Origin of the sequence: Variovorax sp. RO1, assembly GCF_002849325.1 — a bacterium.
GTDB lineage: Bacteria > Pseudomonadota > Gammaproteobacteria > Burkholderiales > Burkholderiaceae_C > Variovorax.
On sequence record NZ_PKMT01000009.1, the window covers coordinates 59,581 to 78,944 of the forward strand.

General features: G+C 69.7%; 19 protein-coding genes. 11 read left to right on the top strand and 8 right to left on the bottom strand.

Annotation, left to right across the window (positions count from 1 at the left end):
- Window positions 1-135 precede the first annotated feature (135 nt).
- Window positions 136-1,131, bottom strand: a complete 996-nt coding sequence (locus tag CY658_RS29930; RefSeq protein ID WP_101493630.1) for a LysR family transcriptional regulator — start codon at window positions 1,129-1,131, stop codon at window positions 136-138.
- Window positions 1,132-1,170: 39 nt separating this feature from the next.
- Window positions 1,171-2,052, bottom strand: coding sequence for a class A beta-lactamase (gene bla, locus CY658_RS29935; RefSeq protein ID WP_101493631.1), 882 nt, complete (start codon window positions 2,050-2,052; stop codon window positions 1,171-1,173).
- 174 nt (window positions 2,053-2,226) lie between these two features.
- On the opposite strand from bla, the gene CY658_RS29940 reads away from it, so the two are divergent.
- Both CY658_RS29940 and CY658_RS29945 read left to right on the top strand, forming a co-directional pair.
- A complete protein-coding gene (locus CY658_RS29940) occupies window positions 2,227-2,586 on the top strand; it encodes an ArsR/SmtB family transcription factor (protein WP_101493632.1) in 360 nt (119 codons plus the stop codon).
- Between the two features lie 41 nt (window positions 2,587-2,627).
- Window positions 2,628-3,173, top strand: coding sequence for an SRPBCC family protein (locus CY658_RS29945; RefSeq protein ID WP_257885025.1), 546 nt, complete (start codon window positions 2,628-2,630; stop codon window positions 3,171-3,173).
- 6 nt (window positions 3,174-3,179) lie between these two features.
- On the opposite strand, the gene CY658_RS29950 is transcribed toward CY658_RS29945, so the two are convergent.
- The 3 genes from CY658_RS29950 to CY658_RS29960 all read right to left on the bottom strand — a co-directional run bounded on the left by CY658_RS29950 (window position 3,180) and on the right by CY658_RS29960 (window position 7,819).
- The gene (locus CY658_RS29950; RefSeq protein WP_101493633.1) at window positions 3,180-5,375 is read right to left on the bottom strand and encodes an Ig-like domain-containing protein; all 2,196 of its coding nucleotides are present in this window, start codon (window positions 5,373-5,375) and stop codon (window positions 3,180-3,182) included.
- Between the two features lie 267 nt (window positions 5,376-5,642).
- Window positions 5,643-6,611, bottom strand: a complete 969-nt coding sequence (locus CY658_RS29955) for a Bug family tripartite tricarboxylate transporter substrate binding protein (protein ID WP_101493634.1) — start codon at window positions 6,609-6,611, stop codon at window positions 5,643-5,645.
- A gap of 53 nt (window positions 6,612-6,664) precedes the next feature.
- A complete protein-coding gene (locus CY658_RS29960; protein WP_101493635.1) occupies window positions 6,665-7,819 on the bottom strand; it encodes a CaiB/BaiF CoA transferase family protein in 1,155 nt (384 codons plus the stop codon).
- 143 nt (window positions 7,820-7,962) lie between these two features.
- Here CY658_RS29960 and CY658_RS29965 point away from each other — a divergent pair, with 143 nt between their 5' ends.
- The 8 genes from CY658_RS29965 to CY658_RS30000 all read left to right on the top strand — a co-directional run bounded on the left by CY658_RS29965 (window position 7,963) and on the right by CY658_RS30000 (window position 15,520).
- Entirely contained in the window at window positions 7,963-8,865 is a 903-nt protein-coding gene (locus tag CY658_RS29965) for a LysR family transcriptional regulator (RefSeq protein ID WP_101493636.1), read from the top strand.
- 33 nt (window positions 8,866-8,898) lie between these two features.
- A complete protein-coding gene (locus CY658_RS29970; RefSeq protein ID WP_101493637.1) occupies window positions 8,899-9,654 on the top strand; it encodes a glutamine amidotransferase in 756 nt (251 codons plus the stop codon).
- An 88-nt stretch (window positions 9,655-9,742) separates the two neighbouring features.
- Window positions 9,743-10,381 (top strand): CDP-alcohol phosphatidyltransferase family protein, encoded by a 639-nt coding sequence (locus CY658_RS29975; protein ID WP_101493638.1) that lies wholly within the window; start codon window positions 9,743-9,745, stop codon window positions 10,379-10,381.
- A 36-nt stretch (window positions 10,382-10,417) separates the two neighbouring features.
- On the top strand, window positions 10,418-10,999 hold the full coding sequence (locus CY658_RS29980; protein WP_101493639.1) for a glutathione S-transferase family protein: 582 nt from the start codon (window positions 10,418-10,420) through the stop codon (window positions 10,997-10,999).
- Window positions 11,000-11,105: 106 nt separating this feature from the next.
- On the top strand, window positions 11,106-13,502 hold the full coding sequence (locus tag CY658_RS29985) for a penicillin acylase family protein (RefSeq protein WP_101493640.1): 2,397 nt from the start codon (window positions 11,106-11,108) through the stop codon (window positions 13,500-13,502).
- 20 nt (window positions 13,503-13,522) lie between these two features.
- Window positions 13,523-14,179 (top strand): histidine phosphatase family protein, encoded by a 657-nt coding sequence (locus CY658_RS29990; protein WP_101493641.1) that lies wholly within the window; start codon window positions 13,523-13,525, stop codon window positions 14,177-14,179.
- A 52-nt stretch (window positions 14,180-14,231) separates the two neighbouring features.
- Entirely contained in the window at window positions 14,232-15,194 is a 963-nt protein-coding gene (locus CY658_RS29995; RefSeq protein ID WP_101493642.1) for a DnaJ C-terminal domain-containing protein, read from the top strand.
- A gap of 2 nt (window positions 15,195-15,196) precedes the next feature.
- Entirely contained in the window at window positions 15,197-15,520 is a 324-nt protein-coding gene (locus CY658_RS30000) for a chaperone modulator CbpM (RefSeq protein ID WP_101493643.1), read from the top strand.
- 16 nt (window positions 15,521-15,536) lie between these two features.
- Here CY658_RS30000 and CY658_RS30005 read toward each other — a convergent pair whose 3' ends face one another.
- Window positions 15,537-17,276 (bottom strand): dipeptidase, encoded by a 1,740-nt coding sequence (locus tag CY658_RS30005; RefSeq protein ID WP_101493644.1) that lies wholly within the window; start codon window positions 17,274-17,276, stop codon window positions 15,537-15,539.
- A 48-nt stretch (window positions 17,277-17,324) separates the two neighbouring features.
- Here CY658_RS30005 and CY658_RS30010 point away from each other — a divergent pair, with 48 nt between their 5' ends.
- Window positions 17,325-17,909 (top strand): DNA-3-methyladenine glycosylase I, encoded by a 585-nt coding sequence (locus CY658_RS30010; protein WP_101493645.1) that lies wholly within the window; start codon window positions 17,325-17,327, stop codon window positions 17,907-17,909.
- A gap of 98 nt (window positions 17,910-18,007) precedes the next feature.
- Here CY658_RS30010 and CY658_RS30015 read toward each other — a convergent pair whose 3' ends face one another.
- Together CY658_RS30015 and CY658_RS30020 are read right to left on the bottom strand one after the other, a co-directional pair.
- Window positions 18,008-18,352 (bottom strand): hypothetical protein, encoded by a 345-nt coding sequence (locus tag CY658_RS30015; RefSeq protein ID WP_056573774.1) that lies wholly within the window; start codon window positions 18,350-18,352, stop codon window positions 18,008-18,010.
- 201 nt (window positions 18,353-18,553) lie between these two features.
- A complete protein-coding gene (locus CY658_RS30020) occupies window positions 18,554-19,309 on the bottom strand; it encodes a hypothetical protein (protein WP_257885026.1) in 756 nt (251 codons plus the stop codon).
- Window positions 19,310-19,364: the final 55 nt, after the last annotated feature.

Below are 19,364 nucleotides of genomic sequence, written 5' to 3' on the forward strand. Positions count from 1 at the left end.
GTTGTCTCCTTGGGGCCGGTGCCTGTGCACCGTGGGGAGAACTTTCGCAGGCAACGGCGCGGGACAACAAATACCGATTGCTGATGCGCGGCCATCACAAAAGATGATGGCCCCGCCGCGCGATCCTTCTGCCCGCTATGGCTTGCCGTCGCCCAGGAACTGCGCGTCCCAGCGGCCCGAGGCGATCATCGATCGCGCCTCGTCGGCCAGCACCTGCATCACGACCTGCGTGGCCGCATCGGGCGCCTTGCCGGCCGGCGTGGCCAGGTGGTACGTGCGCAGCAACTCGGGCTCGACGATGCGCGCCACCAGCCAGTTCGGCTGTTCGCCCGGCCCGTCCGCGAGCGCGCAGGCAGGCGAGACCGTGAAGCCCGCGCCCGCCAGGTAGAGCGAGCGCAGCACGCGCGCCGAATCGTGCTCGTGCACGACGTTGAGTTCCACACCCACGGCCTCGGCCGCCGCCTCGACGCGCTGGCGGATGCTGAAGCGGCGCGACTGCAGCACCAGCGGCAGGCCCGCGGCGCGCGCGAAAGGCACCGTGGGGCGCACCGGCGCGCCCTTCTTCGCGCGCCCACCCTTCGCACTTTTTCCGAGCAACGCCGTCACCTCGCCGTTCGCATCGAAGCCGCAGAGGAACATGCCTTCGCGCACGAAGGGACGCACATCGAGCCCTTCAACGCTCGCGGTGTCGACCAGCAGGCCGATGTCGGCGCGGCGATCGACCATGGCCTTGCGCACCATCAGGCTCAGGTCGTCGATCACGAACACGCGGATGCGCGGATGCGATTGCTTCAGCCGCGCCAGCACCGGCCCGAGCAGCAGCGACGCCAGCAGGAACGGCACCGCCACCGTGACCGAGCCCTCGGGCCCGTCGGGCGTGCGCTGCAGCCGCTCGCGCATGGCCGCGGCATCCGACAGCAGGCGCCGCGCGTCCTGGTACAGCTGCAGCCCGGCGGCCGTCGGCGTGACGCCCACATGCGAGCGGTCGAACAGCTGCGTGCCGAGTTCGGCCTCGAGCTTCTTGATCTGCGCCGTCAGCGCGGGCTGCGCCACGTACAGCGAAGCCGCAGCGCGCGAGAGGCTGCCGGCTTCGAGCACCGCGATGAAATAGCGAAGAGACCTCAGGTCCATGGGGCGGCAGGGGAAAGATGGGGGCCGCCCATTGTGGCCTCAGCTTGCCAGGGCCTTCACCGCGATGCGCGTGGCCGAGGCGACCACATCGTTGCGGCCCTTCGCGTCCTTGTCGGGGAAGGTCAGGTAGACCGAGAGCACCAGCGGCGCACCCGACGGCGGCCACAGCACGCCGACGTCGTTGGTGGTGCCGTACGAGCCCGCGCCGGTCTTGTCGCCCACGCGCCAGCCGGCGGGCACGCCGGCCAGGAAGCGCTCGGTGCTGGTCGTGTTGCCGAGCAGCCATTCGCGCATCTGCTCACGCTGCGGGGCACCGAGCGCATCGCCCAGCGCCAGCCGCTGCACGGTGTCGCTCATGGCCGCGGGCGTGGTCGTGTCGCGCGGGTCGCCGGGGATGGCGGTGTTCAGCTCGGGCTCGGTGCGGTCGAGGCGGAAGGTGGTGTCGCCGATGCGCCGCGCGAACGCGGTGACGGCCGTCGGCCCACCCAACACCTTCAGCAGCAGGTTGGCGGCGGCGTTGTCGCTGTACTGCATGGTGGCGGCGCACATCTCGTTCACCGTCATGCCGGTGGCGAGGTGCTTCTCGGCGACCGGCGAGTGCGACACCAGGTCGCCCTTGCCGACGCTGACGCGGCGCCCGAGCAGGCTGGCGTCGGTCGTGCTGCGTTCGAGCACCGCGGCAGCGAGCATCAGCTTGAAGGTGCTGCACAGCGGAAAGCGCTCGTGCGCGCGGTGCTGCAGACGTGCGCCGCTGCCGGTGTGAAAGCCCGCCACGCCGAGGCGGCCACCGCAGGCGCGCTCGAGTTCGGCTAGCTGTGCTTCGGCCTGTGCGCCTTTCTGCGGCCAGGCACTGCAGGCGCCCGCGAGCGGGGTCGCGGCGACGGCGAGCAACAGGGTGCGGCGCTGGATCAGGGTGTTCATTGGTTGGTGTCTTTCGTTCGCGAGTGAATGGAATGAAAGGCATCGTAGGAGCGCAGCCGCCAAGCTTCCAGCGCCCGGTGCGCGCAGGGCGTCCCGGGTGTATCAGGTGTAACGCCGGGAAATCATTCAACCTTCGGGTTGAATTTTGTTTGGCATCGGCCTATATTCAACTTCATGGTTGAACTTGAAATCGAAGACGAACGGCTCGACGCCGTGTTCCACGCCCTGGCCGACAGCACGCGGCGCACCATGCTGCAGCTGCTCGCGCAGGGCGAATGCAGCGTGGGCGAACTGGGCGCGCCGTTTCGCATGTCGTTCGCGGGCGCCTCCAAGCACGTGAAGACGCTGGAGCGCGCGGGGCTGGTGTCGCGCACCGTGCAGGGCCGCGCGCACGTGTGCCGGCTCGAACCGGCGGCGCTCGCCACGGCCGATGCGTGGCTGCGCGCCTACGAAGTCTTCTGGAACCACCGCCTGGACGCATTGGCGCAAGCGCTGCAGCGCGAGGCCGGCGACAACGGCCGCGGCCGCGCGTGACCCCCTTCTCTCCTCTTCATCCACCCAAGGAGCACCGACCCATGACCATGACCCTGAAACACAGCCTGGGCACGCAGACCGAGCCCGGCACCCTGCGCATCGAGCGCACCCTGCCCGCGCCCGTCGAACGCGTGTGGACCTACCTCGTCGATCCCGAGAAGCGCCGCACCTGGCTGGCCGGCGGCACGATGGCGCAGGCAGCCGGCACAGTGTTCGAACTGCGCTTCCAGCACACCGAGCTGTCGGGCGAAGTCGCACCCGAGCGCTTCGCGGCCTACCGCAAGACCCACGTGCAGAACTCGCGCGTGCTGCGCATCGAAGCACCGACCCTGCTCGTCATCAGCTGGGGCAGCGAACACGAAGACGCGTCCGAGGTCACCTTCGAACTGTCGCCGCAGGGCGCGCACGCCACGCACCTGGTGCTCACGCACCGCCGGCTGCCCGATCGCAAGGAAACGCTGAGCGTGGCCAGCGGCTGGCACGCGCACCTCGGCGTGCTCGACGAGGTGCTGCACGGGCGCCAGCCACAAGGCTTCTGGACGCTGCTGGACGCCGCCGAGGCGGCCTACGCAACGCACATCCGCTGAACGTGGTCAGGCCCGGCGGGCCTGCTCCGAAGGTTCGCGGCAGGGCTGCACGCGCACTGCGCGGCTGGGCGCGCTGGTCTGGCCCACGGTGTTGGTGGCGGTCGCGGTGATGTCGTGCCGGCCGTCGGCCAGCGCGGTCTCGGGCGTGAGGCTCCACTTGCCCGTGGCGTCGGCCACGACCTGGCCCAGCAGCGCCGTGCCGTCGTACACCTTCACGGTGGCGCCGGCCTGCGCGGTGCCGATGATGGTCGGCTGGGCGTCGTCGGTGAGTTCACCCTTTTGCAGCATGCCCGTGCGCGGGCCCACGTCGTCCTGCACGTTCTGGATCACGGGCGCCGGCGGCGTCGCCAGGTCGACCGTCACGTCGTAGGGCGCGCTCGGCTCGGTCTTGTTGCCGGCCGGGTCCATTTCGACGGCGGTGAATTCGTTGGGGCCCGACAGCAGCGCCTTGTCGACCTGCAGCGACCAGTTGCCTTCTGCGTCGACGGTGGCGCGACCGATTTCGCGCTCGCCGGTGATGTCCTTGACGCTCACGATGATGGTGTCGCCGGCCGTGCCGGTGCCGCTGACCACGGGGTGGCTGTCGTCGGTGGTTCCGCCCGAGGCGATGTGCCCCTTGATGGCACCCACGTCATCGGCCACGCCGGTGATGGCCAGTTTGCTGGCGTCGGGCGGCGTGATGTCGACCACGAAGTCGAAGGGGTCGGAGGGCTTGCTCTCGTTGCCGGCCGGGTCGCGCTCGACGATGACGATGGAGTGTTCGCCTTCGTCCAGCGCTTCGGGCGGAATGAAGCTCCAGTTGCCGTCTTCGTCCACATCGACCGTGCCGATTTCGGTGCCGTTGTCTTCGATGACGATGGTGCCGCCAGGTTCGCCCTTGCCATGCAGTTCAGGCTGGCGGTCGTCGGTGACGCCGCCCGGGAGAATCTCGCCGGTGATCTCGCCGACGTTGTCGATGGCGCCGCCCACTTCGGGCCGCGTCGGCGCGCTCAGGTCCACGTCGAACTCGAACGGCTTCGACGGCTGGCTCTCGTTGCCCGCCGTGTCGGTCTCGGTGATGGTGATCGAGTGATCGCCTTCCTTCATGTCGGTCGGCGGCGTGAAGGTCCACGTGCCGTCTTCGCCCACCTGGACGCTGCCCAGCAGCGTCTCGTCGTCATAGACGTTGATGGTGTGGCCGGGGGTGCCTTCACCCTTGAACTCGGGACGCTGGTCGTCGGTGGCGCCGCCCGGAGGCACGCTGCCGGTGACGGAGCCGACGTTGTCGATCACGTCGCCGATGCCCTGGCCGTTCCAGCCCGGCGCGGGCGGAGCCTTGGTGTCGACTTCGAACACGAGCGGGTCGGAGGGCAGGCCTTCGCGGCCGCCGGCGTCGCTTTCGGTGATGGTGATCGAATGCTTGCCTTCACCCAGGTCCTTCGAGGGCGTGAGCGACCAATTGCCATTGCCGTCCACGACGACCTTGCCGATTTCCTTGCCGCCGTCGTAGATCGTGATGGTGTTGCCGGGCGTCGCGCCGGTGCCCGAGAAATCGGGACGCTTGTCGTCGGTCTTGCCGTTGTGCGGGATCGGGCCCTGCACCTTGCCGACGTCGTCGTAGGCGCTCAGGCTGTCGAAGCCGGGCTTGCCGGGAGGCTGCGGTTCGGGGGCTACGGGCCCGACGAATCCGGGATCGCCGTCGCTGCCGCTGCTGGCGGCGATCAGGCCCATGCCCAGCGCGGCCAGGCCGCCGGTGATCAGCAGCGGGAACAAGCCACCGAGGAAGTCGTTGCCGGCGCCGGCTTCGGCACCCGCCATGTACGGCACGCCGGAGCCGAGCGAATCGCCGCCCAGCGCCACGGCCGTCGACTGGCCTTCGGCCAGCGAGAAGACCTCGCTCGTGGCGTCGGTGCCGGTGTACGCATACAGCTGGCCGTCCTCGGCCACGCCGTACAGGCCCACGGGCTCGGACTGCGCGTAGTAGCCCTCGAGCACCAGGCTCGGGCTCGTCTCGCCTTCGAGCGTGACATGCAGGTCCTCACCCACGCGGGTGAGGGTCACGTTTTCCGGAGCAAAACCGTCTTCACCCTTGAGCAGGTACTTGGCACCCTTGCCGACCTTGATCTTGAGCGGTGCCTTGCCGCTCTCCGCCGCGTCCACCGTGTGATCGATGTTCCTGCCGTTGCTGTTGACTACGACCTTCGTCTTCTTCTTCGTTGCCATGGGTTTCCTGTGCTCGCTGGGTAAAAAATGGGACCGGATCGACGCGCACGCACGCAGCGCCAGATCACACGGTTCGGGGGATAGAGCACTCTAGGAAGAACACCCGGACGGGACCATCGGACGAGTCTGAAACCCAAAGCCGCACCACTAGGCCAAGGGCGAAACTGTGAACAAAGCCCCTTGCGGCGGGCACAGAAGTACGAAAGCCCCGGCGAGTCAGGGACTCGCCGGGGCCTGGAAAAAGAAAACAGCGCCGCAGCGCGCGGCTCACTCGGGCTCGATGCCCGCCGCACGGATCACGCGGCCCCACTTCTGCGATTCGGCGGCCTGGAACTGCGCCAGCGCCTCGGGCGTGCCGGTGGCGGCCTCGCCGCTGGAGATGGCCTGGTAGGCGACGATGGCGGGCGAGGCCGACACCTTGTTCAGCATCTCGTTGAGCTTGCGCGTGACGGCCGCGGGCGCGCCCGGCGGCAGGTAGACCGCCGTCCAGTACGACATGTCGTAGCCCTTCACGCCCGCCTCGGCCACGGTCGGCAGCGCGGGCACGGCGGCCAGGCGCTTGTCGCCGCTCACGGCCAGCGCGCGCAGCTTGCCGCTCTTGACGTGCGGCAGCGCCGTGGGCGCGTCGGCAAACATGAAGTCGACCTGCCCGCCCAGCAAATCGGTGATGGCCATCGGGTTGCTCTTGTAGGGCACGTTCACCATGTCGATGCCGGCCATCTGCTTGAGCAGCTCGCTCGCCACGCGGCTGGACGAACTGCCGCTGCCGAAGTTGAGCTTGCCCGGCGACTTCTTCGCCGCCGCCACGAGGTCGGCCACCGATTTGATCGGCGAATCGGCACCGACCAACAGCAGCATGTGGCCCTTGGACAGCAGGCCGACCGGCGTGAAGTCTTTCACCGGGTCGTAGGGCAGCTTCTTGTACAAGTGCTCGTTGGCGGCGTGCGTGGTGTTGGTGGTCATGAGCAGCGTGTAGCCATCAGGCGCGGCCTTGGCGACGTACTGCGCGGCCAGGAAGCCGCTGGCGCCGGCGCGGTTTTCCACGATCACCGGCACCTTGTATTCGACGGTCAGGGCCTGCGCGAAGCTGCGCGCCTGCTGGTCGGTGCCGCTGCCGGCGGCGAAGGGCACGACGACGGTGAGCGGCTTGGCGGGGTAGTCCTGCGCGTGGGCAGATGCTGCCGCCGTGACCGCGAAGGCCAGGACCGCGCCGAGGCGGAAGATGGAAGTGCGCATGAAGTTGTCTCCGGTGGTCTGTCGTTTTTAGAAAAGGAAATCGGTGCGGTCGCTCAAGCCCCGTCGCGCTGCGGCACCGGCGGCGCACCGAGCGCCGCGTTGTGCTCGCCCAACCGGGGCGCGACCGCGCGATGCGCGGGCCGCACGCCGTCGATGGACATCGGCAGCGCGGTCAGGCGGAAGTCTTCGCCCGGCACGGGCTGCAGCATGCCGAGCGCCTCGACCTGCGGATGCGCGACCGCTTCGGGCACGGTGTGCACCGGCGCGCAGGGCACGCCGGCCGCGGTGAAGCGCGCCATCCAGTCGGCGCGGGGGTGTGCGCGCAGCAGCGGGCCGATCTGTTCGAACAGCGCCGCCTTGTGCTGCAGCCGCTGGCGGTTGTTGGCAAAGCGCGCGTCGGTGGTCCAGTCGTCGCGCCCGAGTTCGTGCGCGAACTTGGCGAAGAGCCTGTCGTTGCCGCAGCAGATCAGGAGCGGCGCATCGGCGGTGTCGAAAGATTCGTAAGGCACGAAGCCCGGATGGCCCGAGCGATGGCGATCAGGCAGCCGGCCTTCGTTGACGTAGGCATCGGCCTTCTGCCCGGTCCAGACCAGCGCGGTCTCAAGCAGCGAGGTGCTCACCACGCCGCCGCGGCCCGTCAGGTGGCGACGCTGCAGCAGCGCCAGCGCGCCGATCACGGCCCACATGCCGGTGCCCTGGTCGCAGACCGAGGCGCCGGTGCGCATCGGCGGATCGTCGGGCCCGCCGTTGATGCTCGACAGCCCGCTGAAGGCCTGGATCAGCGGCTCGTAGCCCGGCTGCATGCGCAGCGGGCCGGTGTGGCCGAAGGCCGAGATTTCGCAGTAGATGAGCCGCGGATGGCGCGCGCACAGCGAGGGGCCATCGATGCCCATCGACTGCGTGACGCCCGGACGCAGGTTGTGGATGAGGATGTCGGCGCCGGCCGCGAGCACCTCGAAAGCCGCCATGCCTTCGTCGCTCTTGAGGTCGATGGCGACCGAGCGCTTGCCGCGGTTGAACACATGGAAGTTGAGCGCGTCGCCGTGGCGAAACGCCGGGCCCATGTGGCGCGCGTCGTCGCCGCCTTCGATGCGTTCGAGCTTCACCACGTCGGCGCCGAGGTCGGCCAGGATCGCGCCCGCGAAGGGCCCCGCCAGCACCTGCCCGAGTTCGAGCACCCGGATGCCTTCCAGAATTTTGGTGTCCATGTCGCAGGGGCTCGTGGGCCCCTTGTCTCCGTTGCGTTGAAGGCGCCAGTCTGGGCGCCGCGCATTGATCTGTGAAGAACAATATTCCTATATCTGTGATAACTTGAATGGATCAATCCACTGCCACCTGAGGAGCCGCGTTCGTGCGAGTCGACATCACGCTGCAGCAGCTCGAGGCCTTCGTCGAAGTCGCGAAGACCACCAACTTCCGCGCCGCCGCACAGGCGCTGCATGTGTCGCAGCCGGCGCTGAGCCGCACGGTGCGCATCGTCGAAGCGCTGGTGGGCGCTCGCCTGTTCGACCGCGACACGCGGCATGTGGAGCTCACGCCGGCCGGGCGCGAGCTGCTGCCGATTGCGCTGCGCATCCTGGAGAACTTCAACAGCTCGTTCAGCGAGCTGTCGCAGTTTCTCGAAGGCCGCAGCGGCCACCTGACCATTGCGACGCTGCCCTCGACCGGCGTGGCGTTGCTGCCCCACGCCATCGCCGAATTTCGCCAGCAGCATCCGCAGGTGGAGTTTTCGTTGATCGAAGGGCCGGCCGACGCGGTGCGCGCCGCGGTCGACGAAGGCCGCGCCGACTTCGGCCTCAGCGTGCGCCCCGGCCCGCACGAGCCCCTGCTCTACCGGCACCTGCGCGACGACCCCTTCGTGCTGCTGTGCCGGCGCGACGATCCGCTGGCCGCGCGTGTCTCGGTGTCGTGGTCGGTGTTCGCGACGCGGCCCTTCATTGCGAGCAGCTTCCAGAGCAGCATCCGGCCGATCACCGACGCCGCCTTTCTGCAGCGCGGCCTGCAGGTGCAGCCCGCGCTCGAATACCCGAGCGTGGCTGTGGCGGGTGCGCTGGTTGCGGCCGGGCTGGGGCTCACCGCCCTGCCCCGGCTCGCGCTGCAGCTGTCGCAGAACGACGAGCTCACCACCGTGCCGCTGCAGCGCCCGGTGATGTCGCGGCCCATCGGGCTGGTCACGCGTGCGGGGCGTTCGCCCTCGCCGGTCGGCCGCGCCTTCATGGACCTGCTGCACCGCCGGGAATCGTCCCCACGCTGACTTGGGCGCGCCGGCTGCGGCATCATCGACGCCATGCACAGCACGCCCCCGTATCCCCTGGTCATCGTCAAGGTCGGTGACACCCATGACGCGCTGCGCGAAGGCCGCGGCGACTTCGAGCACTGGATCGCCGACGGCCTCGGCACGCAGACCCTGCCCCTCGTCGTGGTCGACCCGCGCCGCGGCGACACGCTGCCCGCGCCCGGCCAGGTGGCCGGCGTGGTCGTCACCGGCTCGCACGCGATGGTGTCGCACCGCGAACCCTGGAGCGAAACCACCGCCGCCTGGCTCGCCGAACTGGTCACGCGCGACACGCCCGTGCTCGGCATCTGCTACGGCCACCAGCTGCTGGCGCACGCGCTCGGCGGCGAGGCCGGCCACCATCCGGGCGGCCCCGAGGTCGGCACGGTCACCGTGACGCTCGACGCGGCCGCCGCCGGCGACGCCCTGCTGGGTGACCTGCCCGCGCAGTTTCCGGCGCAGGCGATCCACTGGCAGAGCGCGCTGCGCCTGCCCGAAGGCGCCGTGCGGCTGGCCCACAGCGCGCATGAGCCCGTTCATGCCTTCCGCGTGGGCGCGCAGGCCTGGGGCCTGCAGTTCCACCCCGAGTTCGACGCCGAGACCATGGGCGGCTACATCGAACTGCTGGCCCGCGACCTCGCCGCGGACGGGCTCGATGCCGCGGCGCTGCGCGACGGCGTGCGACCCACGGGCGCGGCGGCGGGCCTGCTCGGGCGCTTCGCGCGGATCGTCGAGGCGAAGGCACAGGCGCAGCAACAAGGCGCCTGACACCGCCGACGAGGCGTCGGAGCGCGACTACAAAAAGCGGGCCGCGCTTGGGTTAAGGTGCGGTTCCTTTCGCAGCTTTCCCCGCCCCATGACCACGCCTTCGCCCACGCCGGCCCGCAAGCACTTCTCGATGATCCGCGGCTTTCACCTGGCCGATGTGTTCACGCTCGGCAACGCGGCCTGCGGCGTCGGGGCGGTGTTCTTCGCGATGGCCTTCATGCGCAGCCAGTCGCTCGCCCACTTCTACTGGGCCGCGGCCCTCGCCCCGGCGGCCTTCATCTTCGACGTGCTCGACGGCCGCATCGCGCGCTGGCGCCAGACCCAGTCGGCGCTCGGGCGCGAACTCGATTCACTGGCCGACGTGATCTCCTTCGGCGTGCTCCCCGCCGCACTCGGGTTCGCGGCCGGCCTGGACGGCGGCTGGGACTGCGCGGTGCTCATCTATTTCGTGGGCTGCGGCGTGAGCCGGCTCGCGCGCTACAACGTGACGGCCGAGGCGCTCTCGGCCGGCGCCGACAAGGTGAAGTATTTCGAAGGCACACCGATCCCGACCAGCGTGGTGCTCGTGGGCGTGCTGGCCTACGCGGCCTCGAAGGGCGCCCTCGGCGCCAATCTGTGGGGCGGCGCCTGGACGCTCGGCCCGTGGCAGCTGCATCCGCTGGTGCTGCTGTTCGCGCTCTCGGGCACGCTGATGATCAGCAAGACCTTGCGCATTCCGAAGTTCTGACTGTTTTGCTTCTCCAACGCACCAAGGAGACCTCGCATGACCATGAAGCTGTATTTCGACCCGCACAGCCGTGCGCAGGTCGCCAAGTGGATGCTCGACGAGGCCGGGGTCGACTACGAGATCGTGCCCACGCTCATCAGGGAGGGCGCCCACAAGCGCCCCGAGTTCCTGAAGATCAACCCCGCCGGCAAGCTGCCCGCGCTGGTCGACGGCCGCACGCGCATCTTCGAGAACGCGGCCATCTGCATGTACATCGCCGAGAAGTACCCCGGCAAGCGCCTGGCACCGGCCGTGGGCACGCCCGAGCGCGGGCGCTACCTGTCGCTCATGGTCTATTCGACCGCGCAGCTCGAGCCCGCAATGGGCGACAGCCTGTTGAAGATCAAGAGCAACAACAGCGCGCGCGGCTGGACCGATTTCGAGCACGCCAAGGACGCCGTCGAACGCGAACTCGGCGACGGCCCCTACCTGTTCGGCGCGCAGTTCACCGCGGCCGACGTGATGATCGGCGCGATGCTCATCTGGCACCGCGCCTTCGGCGGCCGCACGAACCGCCCGAAGCTCGACGCCTACATCCACCGGCTGCAGGCGCGGCCCCAGGGCATGAAGTTCGGCTAAGAAGGTGTGGGCGCCACGGCGTGCCGCGCTGGCGACAGTGCGCGGCGGAGGTTCATCCTCTAATCGGTCCCTCTTTTTCGACCCTTTTCCCCACCACGCCCGCCCCATGACATCGAACACCCCGCGCTCCCGGTTCTCGTTGACAGCCCTCTCGCTGGGGCTGGTCGCCCTGCTCACGGCCTGCGCCAGCGCGCCGCCGCCCGGCAGCCGCAGCGTGACGGTCGAACGCACCACCTTCGGCATCGCGCACATCACGGCGCCCGACTACGAAGGCCTGGCCTACGGCACCGCCTACGCGCATGCGCAGGACAACGTCTGCCAGACCGCCGAGCACCTGCTGACCCTGCGCGGCGACCGCGCACAGTTCCTCGGCGCGCAGAACACCGGCGACTTCGGCCTGGGCCGCATGCCCAACACGCAGATCGACCTGTTCGTGCGTTATCACATGGACGATGCGGCGCTCGCCCGCGCGGCGGCCACCACCAGCGCCGACGTGAAGGCCTCGCTGCGCGGCTACGTGGCGGGCTACAACCGCTACCTGCAGGACGCGGGCCCCAACGGCCTGCCCGAGGCCTGCCGCGGCAAGCCCTGGGTGCGCCCGATGACGGCCGCCGACCTGGCGCGCGCCACCGAGCAATCGATGATCCAGGGCGGCCTGGGCGCACTGGCCGGCGCCGTGCTGGCCGCCGTGCCGCCAGCCCCGGGCACGAAGACCGGGGCGGCGCCGGTCGTGCTGCAGGACGCCGTGGCCGAGATCGGCCGCCACAGCTTCAACGCCAACCCCGAAGGCGGCGAGCTGGGCTCCAACGGCTGGGCCTTCGGGCGCAACGCCACGCCCGACGGCAAGGGCCTGCTGCTGGGCAACCCGCATTTCCCCTGGAACGGCACCAACCGCTTCTGGCAGATGCACCTGACCATTCCCGGCCAGCTCGACGTGATGGGCGCCACCGGCGGCCTGAGCCCGGTGGTGTCGATCGGCTTCAACAAGGATGTGGCCTGGACCCACACCGTGTCGACCGGCAAGCGCTTCACGCTGTACGAACTCAAGCTCGACCCCAACGACCCGACCGTGTACTGGGTCGACGGCCAACCCCGCAAGATGGTCGCGCGCACCGTGGTGCTGCCGGCCGTCGCCACGCCGGGCGGCGCACCGGTGCAGCACACCTTCTATGCCACCGACTGGGGCCCCGTGGTTTCGCTGCCGCGCGCCGGCCTGGGCTGGACCGCCCAGAAGGCCTACGCGATCCGCGATGCCAACACGCTCAACGTGCGCTCGGCCGAGAGCTGGATGAAGATGGGCCTGGCCCGCAACGTCGGCGAGCTGCGCGCCGCCATGGGCAACCAGGGCATCCCGTGGATCAACACCCTCGCGGCCGACCGCGACGGCAACGCGATGTACGCCGACCTGTCGGTGGTGCCCGACGTGTCGGCCGAGATGCTCAAGGCCTGCGCGCCCTCGCCGGCCGCCGCCGCGCTGCTCAACGCGGCCGGCCTGCCCGTGCTCGACGGCTCGCGCAGCACCTGCGCCTGGCACCGCGACGCCAGCGCCGCCGCGCCCGGCATCATCGCGCCGGCCCGCATGCCGGTCGTGGTCACGCCGGACTGGGTGCAGAACAGCAACGACAGCTTCTGGCTCAGCAATCCGCGCGTGCCGCCGATGACCGGCGTCTCGCCGCTGGTCGGCCCCGTCGGCGTGCCGCAGCGGCTGCGCACGCGCAGCGGCATCCTGGAAATCGAAGGCCGGCTCGCCGGCACCGACGGCCTGCCGGGCAACCGCATGGGCGCGGCCGAGCTGCGCAGCGTGATCTTCCGCGACAGGAACCTCGCCGGCATGCTGGTGATGGACGACCTGCAAGCCGCCTGCACGGCCGCCGGCGCCACGCTGAATGCCGACCAGGCCCTCGGCTGCCGCGTGCTCTCCGCCTGGGACCGCACCAGCAACGCCGACGCCAAGGGCGCGGTGCTGTTCCGCGAGTTCTGGCGCAAGGCCAAGGACCTGCCCAAGGTGTGGCGCGTGCCGTTCGACCCGGCACAGCCGGTGACCACGCCGACCGGCCTGGACATGGCCACGGCCGCCACGCGCGACGCGGTGTTCAAGGCACTCGGCGACGCGGTCGGCATCGTCCGCACCGCGGGCTTCGCGGCCGACGTGGCGCTGGGCGTGCCGCAGTCGCGCACCGTGCGCGGCCAGAAGATCGCGCTGCACGGCGGCGACGAATTCGAGGGCGTGCTCAACAAGCTCGAATCGCAGGGCCAGCCGCTGATCGATCCGAAGGGCTACGCCGTCAACTACGGCAGCAGCTACATGCAGGTCGTGACCTTCGACGCACGCGGTCCGGTGGCGCAGGGCCTGCTCACCTACGGCCAGAGCAGCGACCTCGCCTCGCCGCGCGCCTACGACCAACTGCCGCTGTTCGCGGCCAAGCAATGGCACCCGCTGCCGTTCCACCCGGCCGACGTGCAGGCGCAGCGCGAAGGCCAACCGCTGCAACTGGCGTACTGAAGAACGAACCCCGAGGCCCCATGTCCGCGACCACCGTCCCCTTCCCCGCCCACGCCGCCACCGGCATCGACCTGCTGAACCGCCTGGCCGCCGAGCAGCTGCTCGCGCCGGCCTGCGATCACTTCTACTTTTTGCGCCACGGACAGACCGGCCGCAATGCGCTGCGCGTCTTCCAGGCGCCCGACGAGCCCCTGAGCGCGCTCGGCGAACAGCAGGCCGTGCAAGCGGCCGAGCTGCTGGCCGGCGAGCCGATCGGCGCCATCGTGTGCAGCGACGCGCGCCGCGCCTTCGACACCGCCCACACCGTGGCACGCGCGCTGCGCCTCGTGCCCACCGCGCACGAGAACCTGCGCGAGCGCAACTTCGGCGCGCTCATCGGCACCTCGTCGGCCAACATCGACTGGGCCTGCGAGCCCGAGGGCGGCGAGACGCTGGCGCAGTTCGTCGACCGCAAGCGCGAAGCGCTGGCCGCCGCGCTTGCCGCGCAGCCCGCGCCGGTGCTGGTGGTGGCGCACGGCGGCACGCTCTATGCGCTGGCCGCGCTGCTCGGTGTGGCGGTCGATGCAAGCATCTTCGGCAACGCCCAGCCGTTGCGTTTTTCACGTGCCGGCCCCACATGGGCCGTGACGCCGCTGCAACAGCGGCCAGCCGACGGCGGCGGGGCAGCCCTGGCCTGAGTCAGGCCCCAGCTGCTCTGTACGCCGTCCCCGAAAGGAATCACCACCCACCATGGAATTCAAGGACTACTACAGCGCACTGGGCGTCGAACGCACCGCGTCCGACGACGAGGTGCGCAAGGCCTATCGCAAGCTCGCCCGCAAGTACCACCCCGACGTCAGCAAGGAGCCCGACGCCGAGCAGCGCATGCGCGACATCAACGAGGCGAAGGACGTGCTCGGCGACAAGGAGAAGCGCGCCGCCTACGACGCGCTGGCCGATCGCGTGGCGCGCGGTGGCCGGCCCGACGGCAGCTTCCAGCCGCCGCCCGACTGGGACACCGGCTACGAGTTTCACCGCGGCCCGCGCCAGGGCCCGGCCGACCACGCCGACTTCAGCGAGTTCTTCTCGTCGATGTTCGGCGACGCCGAGCGGCGCGGGGCCGCGCGGCAGAACTACCGCGCACGCGGCGAAGACCACCACGCGGCCATCGAGATCACGCTCGAAGACGCGCTGAACGGCGCCGAGCGCGAACTCACGCTGCGCGCCCAGACGCTCGACGCGCAGGGCCGCCCGCAGTGGGAGAACCGCACGCTCGCTGTGAAGATCCCGCCCGGCGTGCACCCCGGCCAGTTCATCCGCCTCGCGGGGCAAGGCATGCCCGGCCACGGCGGCGAGCCGGCCGGTGACCTCTACCTAGAGGTGCGCATCGCGCCGCACAAGCTGTACCGCGTGGAAGAGCGCGACCTGTACATGACGCTGCCCATCACCCCCGCCGAAGCCGCGCTGGGCGCGCAGGTGGAGGTGCCGACGCCCACCGGCGGCGTGGTCGAAGTCACCGTGCCGCCCAACGCACGCGGCGGCATGAAGCTGCGGCTCAAGGGCCGCGGCTTCGCGGGCAAGACACCCGGCGACCTGTACCTGCTGCTCGAGATCGCGCTGCCGCCCGCCGACAGCGAGGCCGCGCGCAACGCCTACGCGCAACTCGCGCAGGCGACCTCCTCGTTCAACCCCCGCCAGCACCTGGGAGTCTGAGCATGGCGAACTTCTCTTCCGTCACCACCACCACGACGGCCGTCGGCGTCTCGCACCCGTTGGCCGCGAACGAACTGGCGCACGCCTGCGGCGCCGACACCGCCTGGGTCGTGCAACTGGTCGAGGTGGGCATCGTGCAGGTCACCACGACCGACGCACCGCCCGAGCGCTGGGCGTTTTCGAGCAACGACCTGCAGTGCGCGCTCGAAGCGCGCCGGCTCGAACGCGACTTCGGCGTGAACCTCGATGCCGCCGCGCTGATCCTCGATCTGCAGCACGAGGTGCGGCGGCTCAAGGCGGTGCTGCAGGCGCACAGCGTGGGCTGAAGCGCGGCGCCGGCCGCTACTGCATCTGCTGCAGATTCCCGATGCGCACCAGCATCTCGGTGAACATCTGCATGTCGGCGTCGAGGTCGGGCACTTCCTTGTATTCCTTGGCGTTGTGCGCCGTGTACTTCTTGCCGGGCATCGCGGGGCCGAAGTTGATGGCGTTGGGCATCAGCTTGGCCGTGGTGCTGCCGGCGGTGGGCACGGGCTTGGCCTCGAGGCCGGTGGTGTCGCCGAAGATGTTGAGCAGGGTCGAGAGCCATGCGCCCTTCGGGTCGCGCGCCATCCAGTTGCCCTGGTCGTAGGCCAGCTCGAGCTTCACCTGGCTGGCCGTGGCCCAGCCGTTCACCTTGGCCGCGACCTGCGCCTTCAGTTCGTCGGGCGTGCGGCCACGCGGCATGCGCACATTGGCCGTCACCTCGAGGCGACCGTCGGTGCCCATGCGCACCAGCGTGGGCGACATCGTGAGCGGGCCCATGAAGTCGTCCTGGTAGCCCAGCCCCATCTTCTCGCCGAGGTAACCGGTGCCGTAGAGCGCGTCGATGTAGTGCACGGCCCGCAGGTAGGGGTTGGCGGCAAGCGGCACGCCGGACTCCTTCAGGAACAGCGCCAGGCGCGGCACGGGGTTCACGCCCTCTTCGGGTCGCGAGCCGTGGGCCGAGGTGCCCGTGACCTTCAGCTCGACGGCTTCGGCGCCGCTTGCGATGTCGATCGCGAACTTGCCGCCCTGCCCCTCGTACTTGCGCACGAAGGCGGCCTTGGCGGCTTCGAGTTTCGCGGCCACAGCCGCGAGATCGCCGCCCTTGAGCGTGGCGGTCGCGGTCTGCGGAATGGCGTTGGCCGACGCAGCGCCGCTCATCGCGGTGATGGCCGTCGCAGCGGGGTCGACCGCTTCCGCGGGGAAGAACACCTTGAGCGCGCCCGAGCCCTTCTCGGCCACGACTGCGGGGTACTTGCTGTCGAGCACGATGTTGTAGGCCGGCAGCGGCGTCTTGTTGCGGTAGTACTGCATCGCGTCGCCGCCGGTTTCTTCGGTGGTCTCGATCATCAAACGCACGCCGCGCTCGACCGGCAGGCCGCTGTCCTTCACGGCCTTCATGGCATAGAGCACGGCGGCGATGGAGCCCTTGTCGTCGATGGTGCCGCGCCCGTAGAGGAAGTCGCCCACGCGCGTCATCGCGAAGGGGTCGAGGCGCGTGCCGTCGTCGAGCACCCATTCGGACAGCACGGCCGGCACCACGTCGGCGTGCGTGAGGATGCCGAACTCCTCGCTGCTGCGGCCCTTGAGGCTCACTTCGAAGATGCGGCCGTCGACGTTGCGGTAGCCGAGCCCGAAGTCTTTCGCCATCTTCTCGACCAGCTGGCCGAACGCGACCATCGGCGGGCTCTCGTGCGGCGGCACCTGCACGTTGCGCACCGTGGGCAGCGCCACCATCGTGCCGATGCTGGCGATCACGGCCTGCTGGTTCTGCAGCCGGTTGTACAGGCCGAGCAGGCGCGCGATGTTGACGAGGTCGTCGCCCGCCAGCGCCTTGCCGCCGGTGTAGGCCGCCACGTTGGGCTGCAGCGCGGGCTGGGCCTGCGCCGCCTGCGCCAAGAAGGCCTTGAAATCGGGCGCCGTGCGACCGCCCTTCCAGGCGGCGGCGAGCTGGTCAAGCGCGGGCTTCTTGAGGGTCTCGGCACCGACCGGAACACCAACGGCGAGCGCCGCGAGGGCCAGCGAAAGCGCCGACAATGAAAAACGAAACTGCTGCATCAGGGTCACCCCCTCATTCCGAAAACATCTCCCGACGATAGCCGAGCCATGCCCCACGACGACAGCCATTCTTCGACCCAGCGATGCGCCTGGGCCCGCACCGATCCGCTGCTGGCCAGCTACCACGACGCCGAATGGGGCGTGCCCGAACGCGACAGCCGCGCGCTGTGGGAAAAACTGATGCTCGACGGTTTCCAGGCCGGCCTGTCGTGGCTCACCATCCTGCGCAAGCGCGATGCTTTCCGCGCGGCCTTCGAGGGTTTCGTGCCCGAGACGGTGGCGCGCTTCACGCCGGCCGACGTCGAGCGCCTCATGCAGGACGCGGGCATCGTGCGCTCGCGCGCAAAGATCGAAGCGGCCATCGGCAATGCCAAGGCCTACCTGGCCATGCAGGCGGCGGGCGAAGATTTTTCCGAGTTCGTCTGGGGCATCGCGGGCGGCCAGCCGGTCGTCAACACCACGGGCACCGTGCCCACGCAGACGCCGCTGTCCGAAGCGATGTCGAAGGCGCTGAAGCAGCGCGGCTTCAAGTTCGTCGGCCCGGTGATCGTCTATGCCTGGATGCAGGCCACGGGCATCGTCGACGACCACGCGCCCGACTGCCACTGCCACCGCAGCAACCACCGCGCCTGAAGACAGCACAGACGTGAAAAAACCGGACGGTGCGTTCGCACGGTCCGGTCTTTTCGGGTGGTGGTCTTTCTCACCGAGGCGGCTTGCGCCGCCATCGATCACAGGCCGGCTTGACGCGTGAAGCTGCGGGCTTGCGAAGGGATCACGCTGCCAGCGAAGGATTCGCGGCGCAGGTTCTGGCCCGGGGCGTGGGCAGCTGCCACGGCTTCGTTGCGGACGGTGGCGCGGTCCACCGACGAGGCCAGCACGGGGGCCACGCTGGCCGACACGGCGTCGCTGTATTCGTTGCCGGCACGGGCGGCGGCCACGGCTTGCGGTGCCACGTCGGCACGGCTGTAGCCGGAGGTCACGGCGTGAACGCCTTCGTAGGTCTCTGCGTGGGCGGCGCCAGCGGCGGCGAGCAGGGAGAGAGCGGCGGCGGCGAGGATGTTCGAGGTCTTCATTTCAATTCCTTCTTGTGTGTTCAGGCTTTGGATGCCCTGAAGTGTGCGCCAGATTGCTAGGGTAAACCCCAGTCATTCTGAATCGCAGTGTTCACGGAATTGAAACAATCACGGGGAACTTTCCGACATGCCGGGTCCGCGTGAAACTTTTTCGTACAAAACTCGGAGATTCTGCAAACTTTGGCGCTCTTTCGTCAAGCCTCAGGGCCGGCCCCAGGTGCGCACCAGCGTACGGATCGCGACCGCGCCGCTGCCCTTGACCTCGGCGCGGTAGCTGCCGAGCAGCGCCTCACGCTCGGCAGCGGCCTGCGGTTCGTTGCGCCAGGCGAGCAAGGCGGCCACGTCGGCATCGGGCAGCGCGAGGAGCAGTGCCTGCGTGACCAGCTTTTCGAACTCGCGCGCCACGGTCATCAGGTTGCGCGGACGCGGCGAGGTCACACCGCGCGACCACAGCGAATCGAGCGCGGTATCGAGCGTGCGATCGGGCAGCGAGCTGAACTGTGCGGCGTTGCCACGCGCCAGCTGCTTGACCACCGCGCTCATGAGCAGCTGGCTCGAAAAATCGACCTCGCGCGCCTCGGCCACCGTCATGCGCGACAGCAGTTCGACGCGCGCCGGGTCGGCCGGCCGCGCGTGCTGCTGATGGAAGAAGGTCACCTTGGCCGGCTCGTCCATCGCGGCGTAGTCGGCGCGCAGCTTCGCGAGGCGCGCCACGGCCTCCAGCACGGGGGGCGTCGGTGCAGCGGCGCCCTGCCCGGCCGCCGCCACATCCTGCCGGATCGCGGCCACCGAGGCGTTCACATCGAAGGCACGACCGGCCGCCAGGTCGAGCGACTGCAGGGCCTTGTCGGCGATGGCCAGGTCCGGCGGCTCCAGCAGCTCGCGCGCACCGCGCGACACCGCGCCGGGGCCGTAGGCGTTCTGGTAGCGCGCCTGCACGCCCTCGAACTGGAGCAAGGTTTGCGCGCGGTCCTGTGCCCACCCCGTCAAGGGGGCAAGAAGCAACGACAGC